The sequence below is a fragment of the Oceanobacillus sp. E9 genome (genome assembly GCF_001741975.1).
Classification (GTDB): domain Bacteria; phylum Bacillota; class Bacilli; order Bacillales; family Amphibacillaceae; genus Oceanobacillus; species Oceanobacillus kimchii.
Map to the genome: position 1 here is coordinate 543,893 of NZ_LSNA01000005.1, position 22,819 is coordinate 566,711.

24 protein-coding genes are annotated in these 22,819 nt (G+C 35.4%); 21 read left to right on the forward strand and 3 right to left on the reverse strand.

Features of this window, described 5'->3' with window-relative positions:
• Nucleotides 1–165 precede the first annotated feature (165 nt).
• From AQ616_RS06410 to AQ616_RS06445, 8 genes are all read left to right on the forward strand, one after another.
• Nucleotides 166–720 (forward strand): ReoY family proteolytic degradation factor, encoded by a 555-nt coding sequence (locus AQ616_RS06410; protein ID WP_017796896.1) that lies wholly within the window; start codon nt 166–168, stop codon nt 718–720.
• Between the two features lie 145 nt (nt 721–865).
• Nucleotides 866–1,324: a YpiF family protein gene (locus AQ616_RS06415; protein WP_069685306.1), complete on the forward strand. Its 459-nt coding sequence runs from the start codon at nt 866–868 to the stop codon at nt 1,322–1,324.
• A gap of 156 nt (nt 1,325–1,480) precedes the next feature.
• Complete coding sequence (locus AQ616_RS06420; RefSeq protein WP_017796894.1) at nt 1,481–1,993, forward strand: QcrA and Rieske domain-containing protein; 513 nt, start codon at nt 1,481–1,483, stop codon at nt 1,991–1,993.
• A gap of 6 nt (nt 1,994–1,999) precedes the next feature.
• Nucleotides 2,000–2,674 (forward strand): menaquinol-cytochrome c reductase cytochrome b subunit, encoded by a 675-nt coding sequence (gene qcrB / locus AQ616_RS06425; protein WP_017796893.1) that lies wholly within the window; start codon nt 2,000–2,002, stop codon nt 2,672–2,674.
• Nucleotides 2,675–2,689: 15 nt separating this feature from the next.
• A complete protein-coding gene (locus AQ616_RS06430; protein ID WP_017796892.1) occupies nt 2,690–3,463 on the forward strand; it encodes a menaquinol-cytochrome c reductase cytochrome b/c subunit in 774 nt (257 codons plus the stop codon).
• Nucleotides 3,464–3,532: 69 nt separating this feature from the next.
• A complete protein-coding gene (gene lhaT / locus AQ616_RS06435; RefSeq protein ID WP_069685307.1) occupies nt 3,533–4,108 on the forward strand; it encodes a lipoprotein heptaprenylglyceryl N-acetyltransferase LhaT in 576 nt (191 codons plus the stop codon).
• Between the two features lie 61 nt (nt 4,109–4,169).
• Nucleotides 4,170–4,436, forward strand: coding sequence for a sporulation protein YpjB (locus AQ616_RS06440; RefSeq protein ID WP_017796890.1), 267 nt, complete (start codon nt 4,170–4,172; stop codon nt 4,434–4,436).
• Between the two features lie 55 nt (nt 4,437–4,491).
• On the forward strand, nt 4,492–5,172 hold the full coding sequence (locus AQ616_RS06445) for a zinc metallopeptidase (protein ID WP_017796889.1): 681 nt from the start codon (nt 4,492–4,494) through the stop codon (nt 5,170–5,172).
• A 50-nt stretch (nt 5,173–5,222) separates the two neighbouring features.
• On the opposite strand, the gene AQ616_RS06450 is transcribed toward AQ616_RS06445, so the two are convergent.
• Nucleotides 5,223–6,092 carry a YitT family protein gene (locus AQ616_RS06450; RefSeq protein WP_069685308.1) on the reverse strand — a complete coding sequence of 290 codons (870 nt, stop codon included), beginning with the start codon at nt 6,090–6,092 and terminating at the stop codon, nt 5,223–5,225.
• A gap of 164 nt (nt 6,093–6,256) precedes the next feature.
• Here AQ616_RS06450 and AQ616_RS06455 point away from each other — a divergent pair, with 164 nt between their 5' ends.
• From AQ616_RS06455 to nth, 13 genes are all read left to right on the forward strand, one after another.
• Nucleotides 6,257–6,598 carry a nucleotide pyrophosphohydrolase gene (locus AQ616_RS06455; protein WP_017796887.1) on the forward strand — a complete coding sequence of 114 codons (342 nt, stop codon included), beginning with the start codon at nt 6,257–6,259 and terminating at the stop codon, nt 6,596–6,598.
• A gap of 3 nt (nt 6,599–6,601) precedes the next feature.
• Nucleotides 6,602–7,399 (forward strand): 4-hydroxy-tetrahydrodipicolinate reductase, encoded by a 798-nt coding sequence (dapB, locus tag AQ616_RS06460; RefSeq protein WP_069685309.1) that lies wholly within the window; start codon nt 6,602–6,604, stop codon nt 7,397–7,399.
• Between the two features lie 23 nt (nt 7,400–7,422).
• Nucleotides 7,423–7,845: a methylglyoxal synthase gene (mgsA, locus tag AQ616_RS06465; RefSeq protein WP_017796885.1), complete on the forward strand. Its 423-nt coding sequence runs from the start codon at nt 7,423–7,425 to the stop codon at nt 7,843–7,845.
• Nucleotides 7,842–8,972 carry an N-acetyl-alpha-D-glucosaminyl L-malate synthase BshA gene (gene bshA, locus AQ616_RS06470; protein ID WP_017796884.1) on the forward strand — a complete coding sequence of 377 codons (1,131 nt, stop codon included), beginning with the start codon at nt 7,842–7,844 and terminating at the stop codon, nt 8,970–8,972. The genes mgsA and bshA overlap by 4 nt, the downstream gene beginning before the upstream one ends.
• A 15-nt stretch (nt 8,973–8,987) precedes the next feature.
• A complete protein-coding gene (locus tag AQ616_RS06475) occupies nt 8,988–10,190 on the forward strand; it encodes a CCA tRNA nucleotidyltransferase (RefSeq protein WP_084822436.1) in 1,203 nt (400 codons plus the stop codon).
• Nucleotides 10,166–11,152, forward strand: a complete 987-nt coding sequence (locus tag AQ616_RS06480; RefSeq protein ID WP_077596466.1) for a biotin--[acetyl-CoA-carboxylase] ligase — start codon at nt 10,166–10,168, stop codon at nt 11,150–11,152. The genes AQ616_RS06475 and AQ616_RS06480 overlap by 25 nt, the downstream gene beginning before the upstream one ends.
• A gap of 260 nt (nt 11,153–11,412) precedes the next feature.
• Nucleotides 11,413–11,796 (forward strand): aspartate 1-decarboxylase, encoded by a 384-nt coding sequence (gene panD, locus AQ616_RS06485; protein ID WP_017796881.1) that lies wholly within the window; start codon nt 11,413–11,415, stop codon nt 11,794–11,796.
• A 66-nt stretch (nt 11,797–11,862) separates the two neighbouring features.
• Nucleotides 11,863–14,682, forward strand: coding sequence for an ATP-dependent DNA helicase DinG (dinG, locus tag AQ616_RS06490; RefSeq protein ID WP_069685311.1), 2,820 nt, complete (start codon nt 11,863–11,865; stop codon nt 14,680–14,682).
• Between the two features lie 191 nt (nt 14,683–14,873).
• Complete coding sequence (locus tag AQ616_RS06495; protein ID WP_069685312.1) at nt 14,874–15,389, forward strand: hypothetical protein; 516 nt, start codon at nt 14,874–14,876, stop codon at nt 15,387–15,389.
• Between the two features lie 17 nt (nt 15,390–15,406).
• Complete coding sequence (locus AQ616_RS06500; RefSeq protein ID WP_017796878.1) at nt 15,407–16,591, forward strand: pyridoxal phosphate-dependent aminotransferase; 1,185 nt, start codon at nt 15,407–15,409, stop codon at nt 16,589–16,591.
• Between the two features lie 13 nt (nt 16,592–16,604).
• Nucleotides 16,605–17,897, forward strand: a complete 1,293-nt coding sequence (gene asnS, locus AQ616_RS06505; protein WP_017796877.1) for an asparagine--tRNA ligase — start codon at nt 16,605–16,607, stop codon at nt 17,895–17,897.
• 90 nt (nt 17,898–17,987) lie between these two features.
• Nucleotides 17,988–18,665, forward strand: coding sequence for a DnaD domain-containing protein (locus AQ616_RS06510; RefSeq protein WP_017796876.1), 678 nt, complete (start codon nt 17,988–17,990; stop codon nt 18,663–18,665).
• Nucleotides 18,666–18,668: 3 nt separating this feature from the next.
• Nucleotides 18,669–19,319: an endonuclease III gene (gene nth / locus AQ616_RS06515; RefSeq protein ID WP_017796875.1), complete on the forward strand. Its 651-nt coding sequence runs from the start codon at nt 18,669–18,671 to the stop codon at nt 19,317–19,319.
• A gap of 60 nt (nt 19,320–19,379) precedes the next feature.
• Here nth and AQ616_RS06520 read toward each other — a convergent pair whose 3' ends face one another.
• Nucleotides 19,380–22,154, reverse strand: coding sequence for a transglycosylase domain-containing protein (locus AQ616_RS06520; protein WP_069685313.1), 2,775 nt, complete (start codon nt 22,152–22,154; stop codon nt 19,380–19,382).
• 18 nt (nt 22,155–22,172) lie between these two features.
• On the reverse strand, nt 22,173–22,763 hold the full coding sequence (recU, locus tag AQ616_RS06525; RefSeq protein ID WP_069685314.1) for a Holliday junction resolvase RecU: 591 nt from the start codon (nt 22,761–22,763) through the stop codon (nt 22,173–22,175).
• Nucleotides 22,764–22,819: the final 56 nt, after the last annotated feature.

Sequence of the window (22,819 nt, forward strand, 5' to 3'; positions counted from 1 at the left end):
GAGTCCTCGATGTGAGTAACTGGAGGTACACCAGGCACGTTGGGTAAGTGGAGTATATTTTTATTTCTGCAGTGATTTTTCTAAACCCATTCATTCGTAGTTATTTTGATTAATACTTTTGTCCAAACCTCGTTACTTTATTTAAATGTGGAGAGGGGAGAGGGAATGCTGTCGCCAGTTACTGCCAAGGATAAGAAGAGTTTTATTCAGTGGTTTCTTAATCATTACCGGTTAAAGAAACGAGAAAGTGTGTGGATTTTAAATTACTTAGTTAACCATAGTGATTTATTGGCGAATGTTCATTTTGTTAGAGATGTGAAATATTGTCCAAGAGGTATTATGATGACCAGTCATTGTTCGGATGAGGTACCATTTCGTTTTTATAAGAATCACTTAGTGACAACGGATGCAGAGAAATCGTTTCACGATATTCGTTTAAATCAAAATGAACCACTCTATGTACAGCTGAACTTTCGAAAATCAAATCAACACTCATACTATGCTTCTGTGTTAGAAGAAAATCCTTTTATTCCCGAGGATTATTACTTAACAACAGATGACAAAGAAACCGCAAATAATTTACTTGATCACTTATTATTCGAACAGAAGAGAAACAAAATTATTTTTGATATTGATAAAGCATTAGACAACGGCGATAAAGAACTATTTAATAAACTCTCCAAAAAATTAGAAAAATTGTCATCAAATCGTCAAAAGTAACATAGAGAATTTGCCGAACGAAATTTATTTTTTTGTTCGGCTTTTTAATGATTCTTTACTCATTTAAACAATTGCAAAACGATAACAATTTCCATTGAAAAATGATACAATACTACGTAGAAGCAGTAAGGGGAGTGGACAGTACATGAAATGGACGAAAGAAGATATTAATACATATGGTGGTGCGAAAGAGTTTGTCGATACGTTGATAATTCCGTTAAGCCCATTCCAGATAGTGAACACATCTGAATCAAAAAAACTTTCTAGTCAATATGAAGAGATGAATATATTAGTAAAGGAACTGGAAAAAGAATTAATGGGAAGAGTATTATTAACTCCAAACTATACCTATTTAAAAACAACTGATAAAAAAGCAGAAGTACAACGTATTAATGAATGGACAAGCCATGTGAAGGAATTACCATTCGAACATGTCATATTTATAACTTTTGATCCCAGTTGGAGAAAAGAATCACAGAATTTAGATGGAGAGGTAGTATGGTTACCTGCTATTCAACTAGATTCTTCTAATTCAAATGAAATACAGCGCATAATTCGAGAGCAAGTCGGGCAAACTGTAGAACTGATAAGATCATTCTGGTAACCGGTTGTCAAAAAATATCACAATATTAAACGAATTGTTGCATATGCCTTCGATTATATATTGACCGGATTATAAGATTGCGCTATCATTGGTATTGTCCTAGTAATCTGAATTAATCTATGATGTCCGTGATTATTGTAAAGAGGGGGGAAAAACATGAGTGATGAAAAACAGCAAGTATCCCGTAGACAGTTTTTAAACTATACACTTACTGGTGTAGGGGGTTTTATGGCAGCTGGGTTGCTTATATCTCCAGTAAGAATGGCAATTGATCCCGTCTTAAAAAGTACTGAAGGCGGAGACATGGCAAACGTTGGTTTAGCTGTCGATGATATCACAGAAGATCCGCAACGGATTGACTGGACTGTTGATCAAGTAGACGGTTGGTATGAATCAGAAGTCAATCGCTCAGCATGGGTTTATCGAAATGAAAATGATGAAATTGTTGCCTTTTCCCCAGTTTGTAAACATTTAGGTTGTGTTGTTTCCTGGGAAGGTAGTGAAAGTTATCCAAACGAATTCTTCTGTCCTTGCCACAACGGTCGTTATTACAAAGATGGGACAAACGTTCCTGGTACACCACCGTTACAACCTTTAGATGTTTATGAGCAGGAAGTAAGGGATGGAATGTTATTCCTAGGCGAAGTAAAAGCATACGGGGAGGCGTAATGAACAATGTTACAAAAGATTTATGATTGGATCGACGATCGCATTGATATTACGCCAATATGGCGCGATATTGCAGATCACGAAGTGCCAGAGCATGTTAATCCTGCACATCATTTTTCCGCATTTGTCTATTGTTTCGGTGGATTAACATTTTTCGTTGTAGTCATTCAAATTTTATCTGGTATGTTCCTTACAATGTATTATGTTCCAGATATTGAGAATGCATGGAAATCTGTTTATTACTTGCAAACAGAAGTTGCACATGGACAAATTGTTCGCGGAATGCACCATTGGGGTGCCAGTGTTGTTATCGTAATGCTATTACTACATACTTTACGTGTGTTTTTCCAAGGTGCGTACAAAAAGCCACGTGAACTTAACTGGATAGTCGGAGTGCTTATATTCTTTATAATGTTAGGTTTAGGGTTTACAGGTTACTTATTACCATGGGATAACAAAGCATACTTCGCAACTCAAGTTGGTCTAGAAATTGCAGAACAAGTACCGTTTATTGGAGAACAATTAAAAACATTGCTAGCTGGAGATGCAACAATTGTAGGAGCGCAAACATTAACAAGATTCTTTGCGATTCACGTGTTCTTCTTACCAGGTGCATTATTTGCACTATTGGCAGTTCACTTTATTCTCATCCGTAGACAAGGTATTTCCGGACCACTATAAAAAGGAGGGCAACCAATGCATAAGGGTAAAGGTATGAAATTCGTTGGAGATTCTCGTATTTCCGCGGAAAGAAAACCAAATGTACCGAAAGATTATTCGGAGTATCCTGGTAGAACTGAAGCGTTTTGGCCCAACTTTTTATTAAAAGAATGGTTGGCTGGAGCAGTATTTCTAGTTGGTTTCTTGTGTTTAACACTTGCACATCCATCTCCTCTAGAAGGAGTGGCTGATCCGACTGATGCTGCATATATACCTCTACCAGATTGGTACTTTTTATTCTTGTACGAGTTACTGAAATATGAATTTGCTAGTGGAGATTGGACGTTAATGGGTATTATTGTTTTACCTGGTATCGCGTTTGGTGCATTATTACTTGCTCCATTTCTTGATAAAGGACCAGGAAGACGCCCACACCAAAGACCAATTGCAGTTGGTATGATGCTTTTAGCATTAGCTTCTGTTATTTGGTTAACGTATACTTCTGCTGCTGTAGTTGATTGGGAAGGTCGTGCTGAAGCAAACAAACCTGTTCCAGAATCTGAAGTTTCCATTGATACGGAACATCCTGGCTATGCCGCATATGAAAATAGCTGTTTGTCTTGTCATGGAGGAGAACTTGAAGGTGGTGCAGGACCAGCGTTAGTTGGTATTGACTATTCTAAAGAAGAGATTATGACAATCGCTACTGATGGTATTGGATCAATGCCTGCTGATCAGTTCCAGGGCTCTGAAGAAGAGTTGGATCAATTAGCTGAATTTATTATTTCAGTAAATGAAGAAGCAGAATAAATTATAGAAAAACACCTTTGCCTTCCATGGGTAAAGGTGTTTTTCACATAAAAGAGAGGCATTATTATCATGATTCGATACATACTACAAGACAAAAAATTTATAACTATATTGCTTATTATCAATTTATTCGGAACCATTTATGGTTATTATTGGTATGGCTGGCAACTAGAAATAACACCGCCTATTTTTATTCCATTCGTACCAGATAGCCCAACCGCAAGTTTATTTTTCACGGTATTTCTTCTTTTCTTCTTAGTGGGGAGAAATATTCCTTATATTGAGGCTTTAGCTATTACATCGTTATTTAAATACGGTATTTGGGCAGTGGTGATGAATCTTCTCACACTTTATGTTGATGGATATTTACATCCTTCAGGATATATGCTAATGGCATCTCATTTAGGTATGGCAATTCAAGGGCTGTTGTATGCACCTTTTTATAAAATAAAACTGAAACACCTTGCATTAGCAAGTATTGTAGTATTGCATAACGATATTATTGACTACGTATTTGGTCACATGCCAATGTATGGTAGCCTCTTATCGTATTCTAATGAAATAGGCTATTTTACGTTTTGGCTAAGCATTTTTACCATTGGGATCACCTATTGGTTAACTATTTATCAAAGACAGAAGAACTGACATATGAACCATCATCTCATCATACACTGGAATAACAAGAAAAATGGATGAGGTGATCTCTATGGGGGACAGAAAGCGACGACTTATCCGATTGATGACTACAGTGTTCATAGGGATTTTCTTTTTTGATGTTCACTCTGTTGCAGCAAGTAGTTTATCTTCAAATTCAATTATATCGAATGGGATATTACTTTCCCCCTTTACTTTAGGGGTTCTAATTGTTGGAGGATGTATTATTGGTACATTATCTTATGTAAGTTGGAGAAAATATAAAGCGGAAGTAAAAGCCTCAAAGAAAGCTCGTAAAAACGACAAATCAGTTGACTAACGAAAGGAACCTGACTAAAATTGACCTTAAGAGATAATATATGGAGGAATGAAACATGGGATTAGGAGCATATTTAATTTACATTGCTTTGTTAATGATCATACCAATGCTTGCCCAAGCGAAGGTTAAAAGCACTTATACAAAATATTCGAAGAAACCAACATCCTCTGGTATGACCGGAGCAGATGTTGCTCGTAAGATTTTAGATGATAATGGACTATATGATGTACAAATTGGCAGAGTAAAAGGTACGTTAACGGACCATTATGATCCACGTAAGAAAATCGTTAATTTATCTGAAGGAATTTACAGTGGTCGTTCAATGGCATCTTCGGCTGTAGCAGCACATGAGGTTGGACACGCTATTCAGGATCAACAAGAATATGCATTTTTAAAGTTTAGAAGTGCATTAGTACCTGTAGCGAACTTCGGGTCAAATATTTCCATGTTTTTAATTATCGCAGGTATCATATTTAGTGCGACTAATTTATTACTATTTGGAATTATTTTCTTTGCAGCAGCAGTATTATTCCAACTAGTAACTTTACCTGTAGAGTTTGACGCATCTAATCGAGCAATGACCCAAATGATTTCAGCTGGCGTTATCCGTAACGATGAAGAGCGTGAAACGAAGAAGGTATTAAATGCTGCAGCAATGACTTATGTAGCAGCTGCACTTGTAGCTGTAGCAGAATTAGTCAGATTTATTCTTATCTATGCGGCAAATCGTGAATAGTAATGTTTTAAACACCCATCAGCATATCCGATGGGTGTTTTGTTGTTAATTTAGATTTCAATTGGTTTTTTGTTTTCGTCTAACGTAAACCCTTCACCCATCACATCATGAACAGTAGTCAGTGATACGAACGCATGTGGATCAGCTTGTTCAATAATTGATTTTAAGCGAACGATTTCATTTCGGGCTACAACACAGTAAAGTACATTTCTTTTTTCTTTAGAAAAACTTCCTTGACCGTTTAAAATCGTAACTCCTCGATCCATTTTCTCCATGATTTCTTTAGCTATTACTTGATTATGATTCGATATAATCATCGCACCTCGTGCAGAATAAGCACCTTCCTGAATAAAGTCAATTACTCTTGCTCCGATATAGACGGCTACAAGCGTGTACATTCCTTGAGCTAGATCAAGAATAACAAAAATCGATGTAACAATGACAACTAAGTCAAAGACAAACATTGCTTTACCGATACTCCAGCCTATATATTTATTTACAATTCGAGCAATAATATCTACTCCACCTGTAGTACCACCATACCGAAAAATAACTCCAAGCCCAATACCAATAAATACTCCAGCGAATAAAGCTACTAACGTCATGTCATTTTCCAAATAAATTGGAAAGGGATTTAATTGAAATAGCCAAAGAAAGAAAGAAACAGCAAATGTACCAATGACAGTATACATAAATGTATTTCTCCCTAATAATTTCCACCCAATAAAAAACACTGGGATATTGAGTACTAAATTACTAATAGCTGGATCTATCTCCCACAAGAAATATAAAAGCAACGTAATACCTGTAAAACCACCTTCACCAAGATTGTGTTGCATATTAAAATGTACAACTCCAAATGAGAATATTGCTGCACCGAGTAATATAAAACCTATATTTTTAAATTTCAATCCGAACATAACCTATCCTCCTTAAGCTGATTTTTCGAAAAATACAAAACCATTCTTAATTATAGACAAATTCTAGACAACAAACAATCAAATCTTAAAACCCTATTATTTGTCAAAACGGTGTCTTTTAGCTACCATTAAAGGGTAGTATGGAAGATGGAGGCGAGTTTTTAATGACAAAACGCGTACATAAAGTTGAAGACATTCAATCACTTACCGACGAGTATATATCTCAATTTAAAGAAGGCTATTTTTCACCATTAGCATTAATGGCTAGGCTAAGTGAAGAAACTGGAGAACTTGCGAGAGAAATTAATCATTATTACGGTGAAAAACCCAAAAAACATACGGAAAATGTAAAAACCGTAGAAGAAGAAGTCGGTGATATTCTATTTGTACTCGCTTGCTTCGCAAATTCACTTGATTTTCAATTATCGGATGCATTTCAACAATCCATAGAAAAATTTGAAACTCGAGATAAAAATCGTTGGACGAGAAAAGAAGAAGGAGAATAAAACATGGCAATTAATATAATCTTAGCTGGACCTAGAGGAAGAATGGGATATGAAGCTGTACAAATGATTACAAATGAGGAATCTTTTCGGCTAGTCGCTTGTTTAGATCATAAACATGATGGATTAACTTTAGGTGAGCTAGAACAATTCCGAGATGATCTTCAAGTTCCTATTTACACAGATTTTGATACGTGCTTAAAGCAGCATCAAGCAGATGTTTTTGTTGATTTAACAATCCCTGAAGTAGGTTATAAACATACCAAAACAGCACTACAATATAAAGTACGACCAGTAGTAGGTACAACAGGCTTTACGGATGAACAATTATCTGAGCTTAAAGAACTTGCTAAAGAACAGAAACGAGGGTGTATCATTGCTCCGAATTTTGCAATAGGAGCTATATTAATGATGAAATTTTCTAAAATGGCAGCGAAATACTTCCCAGATGTAGAAATAATAGAAAAACATCATGATCAAAAATTAGATGCACCATCAGGTACTGCTAAAAAAACAGCAGAATTAATTCAAGACGTACGAGAAAGTAAAAAACAAGGTCATCCAAATGAAGAAGAGACATTACCAGGTGCTCGAGGTGCGGATATGAACGGCATGCGTATTCATAGTATGCGTCTACCGGGATTAGTAGCACATCAAGAAGTTATTTTTGGTGGTGCTGGTCAAACATTAACAATCAGTCATGACTCCATGAATCGTGCTTCGTTTATGGATGGTATAAAGGAATGTGTCAATCAAGTTATGGATTTAGAAGAACTTGTATATGGTTTGGAGAACTTATTGTAAGCTTATAACGAGGGGGATAAGGCATGAATATAGCTTTAATTGCACATGATGAAAAGAAAGAAGACATGATTCAATTTACTACTGCATACACGCATGTGTTATCAAAACATAGCTTATATGCTACTGGTACAACTGGCTTAAAAATATCAAATGCTACAGGTTTAAAGATCCACCGTTTTCAATCTGGACCACTTGGTGGAGACCAGCAAATTGGAGCTATGATTGCTAACGGAAAGATGGATATGATTATCTTTTTCCGCGATCCACTTACTGCACAACCGCATGAACCTGATGTAAGTGCATTAATGCGTTTATGTGATGTACATCAGATACCATTAGTAACGAATATTGCAGGTGCAGAGATCTTTATTCATGGTCTCAGCAGAGGCGATTTGAAATGGAGAGAGATCATCAAAGAGAGACAAGAGAAAGAAGGGACACTGTGAAGAAGATAGGCATCACTTGTTATCCAACTGTCGGTGGGTCAGGTGTAATTGCTACAGAACTAGGAAAGCTATTAGCTGAAAAAGGGCATGAGATACATTTTATTACTTCAAGTGTTCCTTTTCGATTAGATAAAGTATACCCAAAAGTATATTATCATCAAGTAGAAATGAGCCACTATCCAGTTTTTCAATACCCACCATATGATCTTACACTTGCTGCTAAAATGGCAGAAGTTATCGACCGTGAAAAACTTGATATTTTGCATGTACATTATGCGATGCCTCATGCTATTTGTGCCATCTTAGCTAAAGATATAGCGAAACACCCTGTCAAAATCGTAACGACTCTCCATGGTACGGATATAACTGTATTAGCAATCGATAACGCATTTACATCAATTATTCGTCATGGAATTGAACATTCAGACGCTGTTACTGCAGTATCTCATAGCTTAGTTCAACAAACGAATGAGATGTTAGATATAGATAAATCCATAGAAGTTATTCATAATTTTATAAATGAGCAGCAGTATCATCCAAAAAACATGCAAAATTTAAAGTATCAATTTGGAATAGAAGAGGATACAAAAGTACTCATTCATATTTCTAATTTTCGTAAAGTAAAACGAGTACAAGATGTAATTTATACGTACGAAAAAGTTCAAAAAAACATTAACAGCCAATTACTACTTATCGGAGATGGACCTGAATATGGAGATATGGTCCGTTTAGTAAATGAACTTGGTCTTCAAGATAAAGTACAATTTTTAGGGAAACAGAATAATATCAGTGATATATTGTCCATGGCAGACCTTATGTTGTTAATGTCTGAAAAAGAAAGCTTTGGTTTAGTGTTATTAGAAGCAATGGCATGCGGAGTTCCAAGTATTGGAACAAACATTGGTGGAATACCAGAAGTACTTACTCATGAAGAAACTGGATTCATAGTTGATTTAGGAGATAGTAAAAGTGCTGCAAAATATGCAACAGACCTATTAATGGATAATAATAAATGGAATGTATTCTCAGAAAATGCATTACAACATGTAAAAAAATACTTTGCATCAGAGACGATTGTAAATCAATATGAAGCCTTATATGATACACTTTTACAAGAAAACAAATAAGGCAGAGGTGGAAATATGATATCAGAACCTTTCCTAAAAGCTTCACCAATATTATCAACATTAGTTTCAAATGGCCATGAAGGATATTTTGTAGGTGGATGCGTTCGCGATCTACTTTTACAAAAAGAAATTCATGATATTGATATTGCTACTTCTGCTACTCCTAATGAAGTTATGAAACTTTTTAATAAGGTCATACCAGTTGGTATCGAACATGGTACAGTCATTGTTCGACATGAAGGAGAATCGTATGAAGTCACAACTTATAGACAAGATGGGGAATATACCGATCATCGTCGACCAAATGACGTGCGTTTTGTTACGAATTTAGCGGAGGATTTACGTCGACGTGATTTTACCATAAATGCATTGGCAATGGATAGAAAAGGGCGTATAACGGATTTATTTCATGGTCAAGAAGATTTAGAAAAGAAGTTAATTCGTACTGTCGGAAATCCAGAAGAGCGATTTCAAGAAGATGCATTACGAATTCTTCGTGCGGTTCGTTTTTCAAGTCAGTTGGGTTGTACGATACAAAAGGATACTTTAGAAGCGATGTATGCAATACGGTCACAAATTCAACATCTTGCAATAGAAAGGATAACCGTAGAGCTTACAAAGTTATTTCAAGGACAACATGTTGCTAAGGCAATTCAATATATTATAGATTTACGTCTGGATGAGCAGCTTCCGATATTTCAAGCAGGGTATAGTAATATTTTTAAAGATATGAAAGATAAAATCATTCCGCTTCAATCATTTGCAGAAGTGATTGCAATATTCCATCTATTAGAACCAACGATAAAAATTCATGATTGGACAAGGAATTATAAGTGCTCCAACAATATTAAGAATGATGCCTTGAAACTAATTAACGCTTATCATTTTTATCAGTCTAATGGATTAAACAATTGGCTTCTCTATATTCTTCCAAAGAAACTATGGGCTGGATGGATGCGTACGGTCTTCGTTATAGATAACACTACTATTCAACACGAATTATTACAAGAAATAAGCGCATCACTTCCTATCCAGCAGCGATCACAATTGGATTTAGATGGAAATGATCTAATGGATTGGTTTCCACATCGCGCAAAAGGGAAGTGGATAAAAAATATATTAGAAGAGGTCGAATATTTAGTAGTAACGATGCAATTAGTTAATGAGAAAAAATTAATAAAGGAATGGGTATTATGCAATCGACAAGAGCCAAATTAATAGAGATACTATCTAATAATCATGAAGTTTATGCATCTGGGCAACGCCTTTCTGAACTACTAAATATATCACGCAACGCTGTTTGGAAACATATGAAAGAATTGGAAAAAGATGGATATGTGATTGAAGCTAAGCCGAGAAAAGGTTATCGCATTATCCAATCCCCCAATAAAATCAGTACAAATACGATACGATGGGGCTTAGAAACAGATTGGTTAGGTAAAGAAATCATCCATAAAACATCTGTAGGTTCTACACAACTTGTCGGTCACGAAGCAGCACAGAATGGAGCATCACACGGAACGATTATAATAGCTGATCAACAAACAGCTGGAAGAGGTAGGGTTCAAAAAAATTGGGACTCTAATGGAGACGGACTATGGATGACAATAGTTCTGCGCCCAAACATCCCTCCAAATCGTGCGTCAGAATTGACGTTACTCACTGCAGTGGCTATTACAAATGCAATTCAGCAAATGACAAATATCGATCCATTAATTAAATGGCCGAACGATATTTTAATTAATCAGAAAAAATTATGTGGAATATTAACAGAAATGCAAGCTGAACAAGATCAGGTTCAATATATTCTTATTGGGATTGGATTAAATGTGAATCAGTCAAGGCAACATTGGGATAAACAATTACAAAATATAGCCACGTCTTTATTCCAAGAGACGGGACACACCTTTGAAAAACATACACTTTTACAGCAGATTTTATTACAATTTGAACGTACGTATAACAATTATGTAAAACATGGATTTCATTATATTAAACAGCAGTGGGAAAAACATGCTTTTAAGATTGGCTCAGAAATCGAAATCACTACATTTCATGAACAATGGGTAGGTAAGTTTCTAGGAATTTCAGATGAAGGTGCTCTATTAGTAGAGTCTTCAGAAGGGAGCCCAATAAAGTTATATTCTGCTGACATCAAATGGTTTTCACGATCAAACTAATCAGATTCATGAATTCTTAACTATGAGGTCATGAAGTCTCTGTTGATTAAAAATAGTAACACAACTTGTTATTGACGGTGATAGAAATCCTGCTATCATTGAAAAAGAGGAAAATGTGCTTGAACATAATACAATTCTCATGATAACTCGATTTTATATTTTACCAGGATTATTGAAAGTAATTCTAGTTAAATATTATTATTTGGAAAATGGTTGAAAATAGGTAAAGATTTTGAACGTTTAGAACAGGAGATGGAATCATGTATCGTACGATGATGAAAAGTAAGATTCATCGAGCAGTTGTAACAGAAGCAAACCTAAATTATGTAGGTAGTATCACAATTGATGAAGCTATCCTACAACAAGTTGATATTCTACCTAATGAAAAGGTACAAATCGTAAATAATAATAATGGTGCCCGATTAGAGACTTATGTTATAGCTGGAGAAAAAAATAGTGGAACGATCTGTCTAAATGGAGCAGCTGCAAGACTTGTCCAACCGGGAGACACTGTAATTATCATTGCATATGCACTTTTATCACAAGAAGAACTTAAAACTTTTCATCCGAAAGTTGCAATTATGGACGAGACAAACCGTGTGAAGCAAATGATAGAACAAGAACCTCCAATGACGGTACTGTAATGTCATAGAGACACTTATCCGTTTTCCTATTTTTAATTCTGTGGAAGAAAGGGAGGTGAAATGTATATGAATCGTTTTGTAGTAATCGATCTAGAAACAACTGGACACGCCCCATCAAAAAATGACAAGATCATTGAAATAGGTATGGTAATTATTGAAGACAATGAAATTATTGATACTGAAACAACTTTCTTTAATCCAGATCAGCCAATTCCACCATTTATTACTAATTTGACAGGTATTTCTGATGAAGATGTTGTCGATGCTCCTGTATTTAAGGAAAAAGCTTCGACAATAAAATCGCTACTGGAAGATAGTTACATCATTGCACATAACGTAAATTTCGATTTAGGTTTCCTAAATGCTGAACTTAAAGAAAATGGAATGGATCGTCTGCATAATCAAGTATTAGATACAGTTGAATTATCAAGAATTTTATTCCCGACAGCCCCTGGATATAAATTGAGTCAATTATCGGATCATTTTAACTTACAGCATGATGATCCACACAGAGCGTTGTCTGATGCATATGTAACGGCGAAATTATTTCAAAAGCTTATTGATAAAATAAATCAATTACCATATGAAACAATTGAACAGTGGCTAAAATTAGAAGGTACTTTCATTTCTGATATCAAAGAAATTTTACTGAACAGGTTGGACGAATTAGCTTTTTCTACTGATAATCATCCATCTATTCAAACTTTTCAAGGTTTAGCGTTTCATATGAAAGATGTTGATGTAAAACAAGTACATAATGTCCAAACTTCCTTTGGTACATACTTAGATACAATTTATGAAGATGGTGGTAAACTATCCCAGCATCTCCCAATGTATGAAAAACGGTCTGGTCAACAAGAAATGTCAGAAACCATTTATGATGCATTTACCTCCAAAAGACATGCACTAATTGAGGCAGGAACAGGTACTGGAAAATCATTAGCATATCTTTTACCAGCTGTATACTATGCTGTAAAACAAAAACAAAAGGTAATTATTAGTACTCATACTACCCAGCTGCAATCCCAGCTGTTAGATGAGGAGATTCCGCTCATACATGCAATAAGCGATATTCCATTTCAGGCAACACTATTAAAAGGGAAAAACCATTATATTAGTTTGGAAAAATTCTCTATTGAGCTTTATGAGCAAGGTCAAGACAATTATGATGTAGCACTTACAAAAGCAATGTTATTAATATGGATTACGGAGACGGGAACCGGTGATATAGATGAAGTACAATTACCGACTAGTGGATATATATTCTTCAGAAAAATATCCGCGGATACAGAAAAGTCGATTAACCCTCAGTCTCCTTGGTTCCAATATTCTTATTACCAACAAGCAAGAAGAAAAGCTCAACGAGCAAATATAATAATTACAAACCATGCTTTATTATGTACCGATATGTTTAATGATTATGCTTTTCTTCCTTCTTATGAACGAGTAATCATTGACGAAGCACATCATTTTGAAGAACAAGCAGCACATCATTATGGTTTAAAAATGGACTACATGAGTATGCAATTTACATGTAATCAAATGGGCTCCTCCGAGGAAGATAAGCTTTTTGGTAATTATGTACAAGCTTATCAATTATCTAATGGTGATATTCCATTACATGAATGGAATGAAACGTTAAAAAATGCAAAACAAGAGATTGAAGATCTTTTCCAAGCTATATATCATTATGTTTCTCAACAACATTTGAGTAACCAAGCTTTAAGTGATGTAGGTAGGATACAGTATCGGATGGATATGGAGAAGGAAACTGGTGAATCGTGGCAAGTAATATTAGATATGTCATCTCGATTAAGTTTATACTTTCGAGATCTAATTCATATTCTTTTTATGGTTGAAGAAAGAATTAGCCAAGAAGATCAATCGGAAAAAAATCACCGAGAAGAATTATTACAAATGGTCGAATGGTTACAGAGGTATATAGATGGATTAGAGCTAATGTTTTTTTCAGATGGAGAAGTGGAACAAATTAAATGGATTGAAATAGATAAAAAAGGTCAAAATCACTCTGTATTTTTGTATAGCGAACCAGCTAATGTTGCCGAACTTTTAGAAAACGAATTTTTCCATGAAAAAGAAAGTGTTGTGATGACTAGCGCCACACTAACGATGAATCAATCATTCTCGTTTATGCAGAAACGATTAGGTCTATCATTACATTCATGCATTACAGAACAAATTAAATCACCATTTGCTTATGATCAACAAGTTCAAATGTTTGTGCCAAATGATTTCCCGAACATCAAGTACGGAAATATAGATGATTTTGTCTATGCGACAGCAGAAGCAATTATTTCTTTAGCTGAGATAACATCTGGTCGAATGCTTGTATTGTTTACTTCATATGAGATGTTAAGAAAAGCGTATTATGTTTTAAAAGAAACGATGGAGACGGACAAATATATGTTGATTGGGCAAGGAATTACTAGTGGTAGTAGAGCACGCTTAAAGAAAAACTTCCAATCCTTTGACCAAGCGATTCTTTTAGGCACAAGTTCTTTTTGGGAAGGTGTAGATATACCAGGGGATGATTTATCATCTTTAGTAATTGTTAGATTGCCTTTTCAACCACCAAACCATCCCGTAGTTGAAGCAAAATCAGCTATTTTGAAGAAGCAGCAACAAAATCCGTTTATGGAACTCTCTCTGCCAAATGCAGTTATTAAATTTAAACAGGGATTTGGCAGATTAATACGTTCCTCAACCGATAGGGGGATTGTCTTTGTTTGCGATGCTCGAATTGTTAATGCAAGATACGGAAAATATTTTACAGAATCAATACCCAAAGTACCAATGCATTATGATTCTACACAAAAACTAATCGATAAAGCGGAGCAATGGTTTAAAAAAAATGATGCCTTATAACAAGGCATCAGCACAATAATTAAAGAACAATCGAATTGGTCGGTAAAATTTTTACATCAAATCAGCAATCACCTTTTTGACGTGTTATTATTATTTACAGATGATTTTTTGCTATGTATAGTAAAAAAAAGAAATATACTCTTAGTATATTTTAAAAATACTTCAATTAGAATGGGATCGGATGGAAATTTATGACGAATACAAAACGTAAATGGTTTATATATTCGCTTGTTGGTATAGGTATTATTCTAATTTCATTACTTGCCTATTGTATATATTTATATCAAGTCATTAATGATAGTAGAACATCAGAAATGGATACAACAAAAACACAGCTATTAGAACAAACTTCTTATGTGGATATCCATTCCATTGAATCTTTTCATGGAACGAACAGTTATCATGTTTTAGAAGCAATGAATGATGCAGGTGAAGATAAACTGGTCTTTTATCCATTAGAAGGTGAGCAACGACAATTAACCGTTTTTGATATGGAAGATATGCTATCTAAAAATACATTAATTGAGACCTGGCAGTCTTCATGTGGTTCTTGTAAATTAGTAAATGTAACTCCTGCATTAGTGGAGGGAGAAGCTTACTGGGAAATTACATATCATGATAATGAAAATAATTATGTGATGAATTATCATTCCATTACAGATGGATCTTTACAGGAACAATTTAAATATCCGAAGATGTTTTATTAGTGAGAGGAGAAAAAAATATGGAATTAGCACAAAGAGTTCAAACATTAACACCATCATCTACATTAGCGATAACTGCTAAAGCAAAAGATTTAAAAAAACAAGGATTTGATGTAATTGGCTTAGGAGCAGGTGAGCCAGATTTTAATACACCAGCATATATTATAGATGGTGCTCAGCAAGCAATGAACAATGGTCTAACAAAGTATACTCCTGCTGGGGGTATTGCAGAGTTAAAACTAGCAATCATTGACAAGTTTCAACAAGATAACGGCCTTACTTATAATGATAAGCAAATTATCGTAACCAATGGGGCAAAACATGCTTTATATACACTTTTTCAAGTGATTTTAAATAAGGAAGACGAAGTGATTATACCATCACCATATTGGGTTAGTTATCCTGAACAAGTAAAACTCGCTGAGGGAAACCCAGTAATTTTACCTGCTGATGAGAACAATGATTTTAAAATAACACCAAAGCAATTAGAAGAGGCTATTACTTCAAAAACCAAAGCAGTAATTATTAATTCACCATCTAACCCAACGGGATTAATGTATTCAAAAGGAGAATTAGAAGCGCTCGGTGAAGTATGCCTTAAACATAATATCATTATTGTTTCAGACGAAATTTATGAGAAGTTGATTTATACATCAAAAGAACATGTATCTATAGCTTCTATATCTGATGAATTATATAATCAAACCATTATTATAAATGGTGTTTCTAAATCACATGCAATGACTGGTTGGAGAATTGGATATGCTGCAGGTAATGAAACAATTATCAAAGCAATGACCAATCTTGCTTCCCATTCAACATCAAATCCTACATCGATTGCACAATATGGAGCATTAGCGGCTTATACGAAAGATCCAGGTAATATATCGTTAGAATATAAGAAAATATTCGCTGAACGATTAGATGCTTTTTATAAATTAATCCAAGATATTCCTGGAATGGAATGCATCAAACCAGAAGGCGCATTTTATCTGTTTCCTAATGCAAAAAAAGCAGCTGAAATGAATGGTTTTGCAACTGTAGATGAATGGGTAGCTGCACTCTTAGAAGAAGAAAAAGTTGCATTAGTACCGGGTTCTGGATTTGGATCACCAGATAATGTACGTTTATCCTATGCATTATCTATTGAAGAACTTACAGAAGCAGCTAATCGAATTCATCGATTCGTTCTAAATCATAAATAACGGAGGACTTACCATGAAAATTACAATAGCACAGGCACCACAATATGTAGAAAAAGAGGTAACCATTGGTGCATGGTTATCTAACAAACGATCTAGCGGAAAAATTGCTTTTTTACAATTACGTGATGGAACAGGATTTATGCAAGGAGTGGTAGTAAAAAGTGATGTACCTGAAGATGTATTTTCAACATCAAAAAACATTACACAAGAATCATCTCTTTACGTGACTGGTAAGATTGTTGAAGATACACGATCTGACTTTGGATATGAAATGCAAGTTTCTAATGTTGAATTGATTCATGAAGCTAATGACTATCCAATCACGCCTAAAGAACATGGAACGGAATTTTTAATGGATCATCGCCACCTATGGCTACGTTCCAAAAAACAACATGCTGTAATGAAAATTAGAAATGAAATTATTCGTTCTACGTATGAGTATTTTAATGAAGAAGGATTTGTAAAAGTAGATCCACCGATTCTTACTGGATCTTCTGCAGAGGGAACTACAGAGTTATTTCATACAAAGTACTTTGATGAAGAAGCATACCTTTCACAAAGTGGGCAACTGTACATGGAAGCAGCTGCAATGGCGTTAGGAAAAGTATTTTCATTCGGACCAACTTTCCGAGCAGAAAAATCAAAAACTAGAAGACATCTTATCGAATTTTGGATGATTGAACCTGAGATGGCATTTGTTGAACATGAAGATAGCTTAAAAATACAAGAAAACTATGTTAGCCATATTGTTCAATCTGTATTAACAAATTGCAAATTGGAGCTATCTGTTCTTGAAAGAGATCTATCTAAATTAGAGAAGATAAAAGCTCCATTTCCTAGAATTTCATATGATGAAGCAATTGATATGTTAAAAGAAAAAGGCTTTGATGATATTGAATGGGGAGAGGACTTTGGCGCACCGCATGAAACTGCAATTGCGGAAAGCTATGATATGCCAGTATTTATAACTAATTACCCGAAAGATATCAAAGCTTTTTATATGAAACCAGATCCTAATCGATCAGATGTTGTTTTATGTGCTGATCTAATTGCCCCAGAAGGTTACGGTGAAATTATAGGTGGTTCTCAACGAATTGATGATTTAGAACTAATGGAACAGCGTTACGAAGAACATGGATTAACTGGACCCGCTTATCAGTGGTACTTAGAACTACGTAAGTATGGAAGTGTACCACACTCTGGATTTGGATTAGGATTAGAGCGTACAGTAGCATGGTTATCTGGAGTGGAACATGTTCGTGAAACAATCCCATTCCCACGTCTACTAAATCGTCTATATCCTTAATATAAAGGAACCGATCCCTTGCATTTTTCGCGAGGGATTTTTCTTTCTAAACTATGTGTACATGCTATACTATTATTGAGGTGCTTACTAATGAAAAAGAGAAATTTACAATTACATGAGATTGTAAAAAATCAACTTAGTATTCCTGCGAAACTTCTTACCGACTATCATCTATTAGGTCTTCACGAAGCAGAAGTAATGTTGATTTTACAATTACTACGATTTTCAGAAAAAAATAATGATTTTCCAACCCCGTCAGAATTGGCACATTTCGTTAGTTTTGATGAAAAACAATGTGCTCAAATTTTACGTAAATTACTTCAACAAGGTTTATTAACGATAGAGAAAAATGAACAAGTCGAACCTTATAGCGAATCTTATTCTCTAGAACCCTTATGGGAAAAGTTATACACAACAAAGCAAGAAAATAGTGAATCAGAAGATCCGATTGGTACTATTTTTATTCTTTTTGAACAAGAATTTGGTAGACCGTTATCTCCATTTGAAATTGAGACTATTAACACTTGGATAGATGATGATGATATAGAACCATCATTAATTAAAGCTGGATTAAGAGAATCCGTATTAATGGGGAAACTTAATTTTAAATATATAGACCGGATCTTAAGAGAGTGGAAGAGAAAAGGGATTCATTCTGTACAGGATGCACGAAAAGCAAGTCAACCATTTCACCAAAATCAACAATCGTCAACACCCAATCAAAAAAGAGATACATCGTTTTATTATAATTGGCTAGAGGGGGAATAAGCTGTGCTAAATCAAAAACAAATACGACAATGTCTAGATGTTATGGCGGAGATGTTCCCTGATGCTAAAGGTGAACTGGAACATTCTAACCCATTTGAACTTGTAATTGCTGTTCTTTTGTCTGCTCAATGTACGGATAAACTAGTTAATAAAGTAACTGCGGATCTTTTCCAAAAATATAAAACACCGGAAGATTATTTATCTGTAGAATTAAGTGAGTTAGAGAATGATATTCGTTCCATTGGACTATATCGTTCTAAAGCAAAAAATATTCAAAAGCTTTGTCAAATGTTATTAGATGAATATAATGGAGAAGTTCCTTCATCAAAAGAGGATCTTGTTAAATTAGCAGGCGTTGGTAGAAAGACAGCAAATGTCGTTGCATCGATTGCATTTAATGAGCCATCTATAGCAGTAGATACACATGTAGAGCGTGTATCCAAACGCCTTGGTATATGTAAATGGAAAGATAGCGTTCTTGAAGTAGAAAATACTTTAATGAGAAAAGTTCCACGAGATGAATGGAGCGTGACACATCATCGAATGATATTTTTTGGCAGATATCATTGCAAAGCAAGGAATCCGCAATGCCCAGAATGCCCGCTTCTTGAATTATGTAGAGAAGGAAAGAAAAGAATGAAGAAACTAGCATGAGAATGATTAATAATATAAAAAGACGCAGCGAATATTAATGCTGCGTCTTTTTTATATTATTTAATTTTGATCTCCCGGGTCTTCATCATCAGGTTCACCATCTTCGTCCTCACGATTTCCTTCACCTTGATCAGGGTTACCTTCATCTTCATTTCCCTCATCATTACCATTACCTTCATCATTACCATTACCTTCGTCACTTCCATTATCTCCTTCATTACCTCCAGATTCATCTGGTACAGTAGCGGAAGTAGATTGAGGAGGTCCAGTTATTCCACTATCTTCGGTACTAACTGGTGTCACTTCAATGGTATACTCTCCAGGACTCGCACCCGTTACTTCTAATCCTTGAGATTGAACAGTTTGTGTCTGACCATTTACACTCACTTCAAATGATGCTGATGGTCCATCATAGCTCCAACTTACATCGATCACTCCATCTCCTACATATTGAGCAGATAATCCACTAACTGATGGGAGTTCATCAATTTCTTCTTCATCATCACCGGGAACCGTAAGGGAAGTTGTAGCCGGTTCACTTGTCATATTATCTTTAGATGCTGTTACTTCAATAACGTACTCAGCACCAGCTTCAACTTCAGAGATTTCCATTGATGTATCCTCAGTAGAGGAAAGGTTTTGCATATCTCCACCATCTACACTTGCACGAACATCGAAGCTAACATCCTCATCAGAATCATAATCCCAAGTTACATCAATCGTGTTTGAATCTTCGTTGTAAGTAGCATTTAACCCACTTACCGCATCCAATTGATCAAATTTCTCTGATACACTTGTTGGTTCTGTTCCTTTTACAAATAATTCCGTTAGCGTCTGCTCACTAGGTGTATAATCACTAGCAAGAGCAGGGGGATTAGAACCTTTTTCCACTTTTACTTCGACAACGGAATCTGGTTTCTCAAAGTTGGCAGTATCGTTACCTTCTGAGATATGTGCCATCGTTTGGCGGAACATTTCTCGAGATAAACTCGTGTCTGTTAAGGCTACTCGGCTTACGCCTCCGTCTTCATTTACACGTTGACCTCCCGTCCAAGCAGCAATCGTGTAGTCTGTAGTATAACCAACAAACCAGGCATCTGGACTTCCATCAGCGCCATCTAATGTGGTTGTTCCTGTTTTACCAGCTATATCAAGTCCAGGGATTTGAACAGAAGACCCAGTTCCATCTTCTACTACCGAACGCATCATATCAGTAACCATATATGCTGTGGAATCTTCCATGACCGGTTCAGCTTCAGGTGTCAAATCGATGGTACGACCATCCGGAAACTCTACTTTCGTTACTGCATAAGGTTCATTGTAAATTCCTTCATTACCAAATGCGCGGTACGCACCAGCCATCTTCATTGGATTAGAACTATTTCCTGTTCCTCCGATTACATCTCTTACATCTAAATTGTTTTCAAAGGTCTGACCTAAATTCTCCGCAAAGTTTTGCGCATTTTCATATCCAACAGATTCGATTGTTTTAGCAGCTGGAACATTTAGAGACATTTGTACTGCATACCTTGCTGATACCCAACCATGATATTGACCATAGTTTTGAATAGGAGTAGAGCCAGCTATTTCAAAGGGTCCGTCATCATTAATTTGATGGTAAGTAGACATTTGATTATATTCAATCGCCGGTCCATAAGCTAGAAGTGGTTTAGCTACAGAACCAATTTGCATTTTCCCTTGAGTTGCATAGTTAAAGCCACTAACATCACCAGTATCCACTCTTCCACCAATTGCTTCAATTGCACCAGATTGTGTATCAAGCACTACGATAGCGCCTTGTGTATCTTCTGGATAATTAATCGAATTTCCATCATTCGCTAAGAGAGATTCAACATGCTCTTGAGCATCTGGATCAATTGTTGTATGAATTGTTAACCCATCGGTATCAATATTTGCGTCTTCTACTTTTTCTTCTACTTCTTTTCTTACTTGTTGAATAAATGCCTCATAAGGCGTCGGATCTGGTTTTGATTCATTTAATAGGGAAGTAACTTCCACTTGTCTTGCTTCTTCAGCTTCCTCCTCGGTAATTTTTCCGTGACGAACCATTAGAGTAAGTACGGTATTCATTCGCTCTTCAGTTAGTTCCGGATTTTCGAACGGATTATAAGCTGACGGGCGTTGTGGTAATCCTGCTAGTATTGCAGCTTCAGGTAATGTTAAATCGTTAAGATCCGTTTTACCAAAGTATGTTTCCGCTGCGTTCGCAACACCATAAGCTTGTGAGCCATAGAATATACTATTTAAGTACATTTCCATAATTTCTTCTTTTGTATATTCGCGCTCTAACTTAAGAGCTAACCACATTTCTTGTACTTTTATACTTACTTTCTTTTCAGGTGTTAAGAATGCTCGTTCAACAACCTGTTGAGTGATCGTACTTGCACCTTGAGAACCGAACCCATCGGTAACGTTGGCTAGTATTGCACCGCCAACCCTTCGTGGATCGACACCAGCATGATCAAAAAATCTTGCATCTTCCGTAGCTGTTACTGCATCAATTAGCACATCTGGAAGATCTTCATAAGATACTTGTGTTCTACGTTCTTCTGCACTTAATTCTGCAAATTGTTCACCATTCTTATCTAGTAAAGTAGAAGAGAATGGAACGGTAAGTTTTTCTTCGTCAATGTCCGGAGCTGTAGCAATCCAATATGCACCAACCCCCATACCAATTACAAACATTGCTAACATAATGAATAAAAATATTTTTAATACCTTTTTCCAAGTTGGCTTATTTGATTTTCTTGATTTCTTTGATTTCTTCTGTTGTTGTCTTCTTGCTGTTCTACTTTGGCCTTTATTCTCTGCCATTAGTTTCTACCTCCGTAATTAAAAATAAAGCTTATCTACAGCAGTTAAATAATCTACTCTTTTCTGATAATGGAATGGAATAAGCTGACTTTGATTTTTAATCATATCATAAGGAATTGATTTTTTTCCGCCACTTTGCTTTAGATTCCAAAATGTTAAAAGTGCTCTAGCATCCAATAAGTATGTCTCATCATGAGCTGTAAATCGTATTAACATAAAACAAATACCCTGTTGATCAATAACTTTTTGCATATGATTGATTTGATGTTCATGTATATTAGCTAATGGAAATGATGTTTTATTCTTTGTTTCTTTTGCTTCAAAGTCAATATGTTTACCCTTATAAACACCATTATAATCAGTAGTAGAGGCTTGTTTAAAATAAGCTTCTGTAATTACTGCTGCGCTTCTTTTCGGATAATGTACATTAACAATCTGAACGGGTGTTGGTTTTTTGTGTATAACTGCTTGGTTCGTTTCCAAGTAAAATTCATTTGTTACATTAATATCATCCTCTAAGGACATTCCTCTATTGCTAAACATACGATTATCCTTTTTTCGAACAACATTGTTGATTGCCAATCTTTGTTGACCGTTCGGATAATTCAATAAAATCCCTCCTCGCTTCTTTTGCATGATATTAAGAAAAGAAGCAAAAGATAATT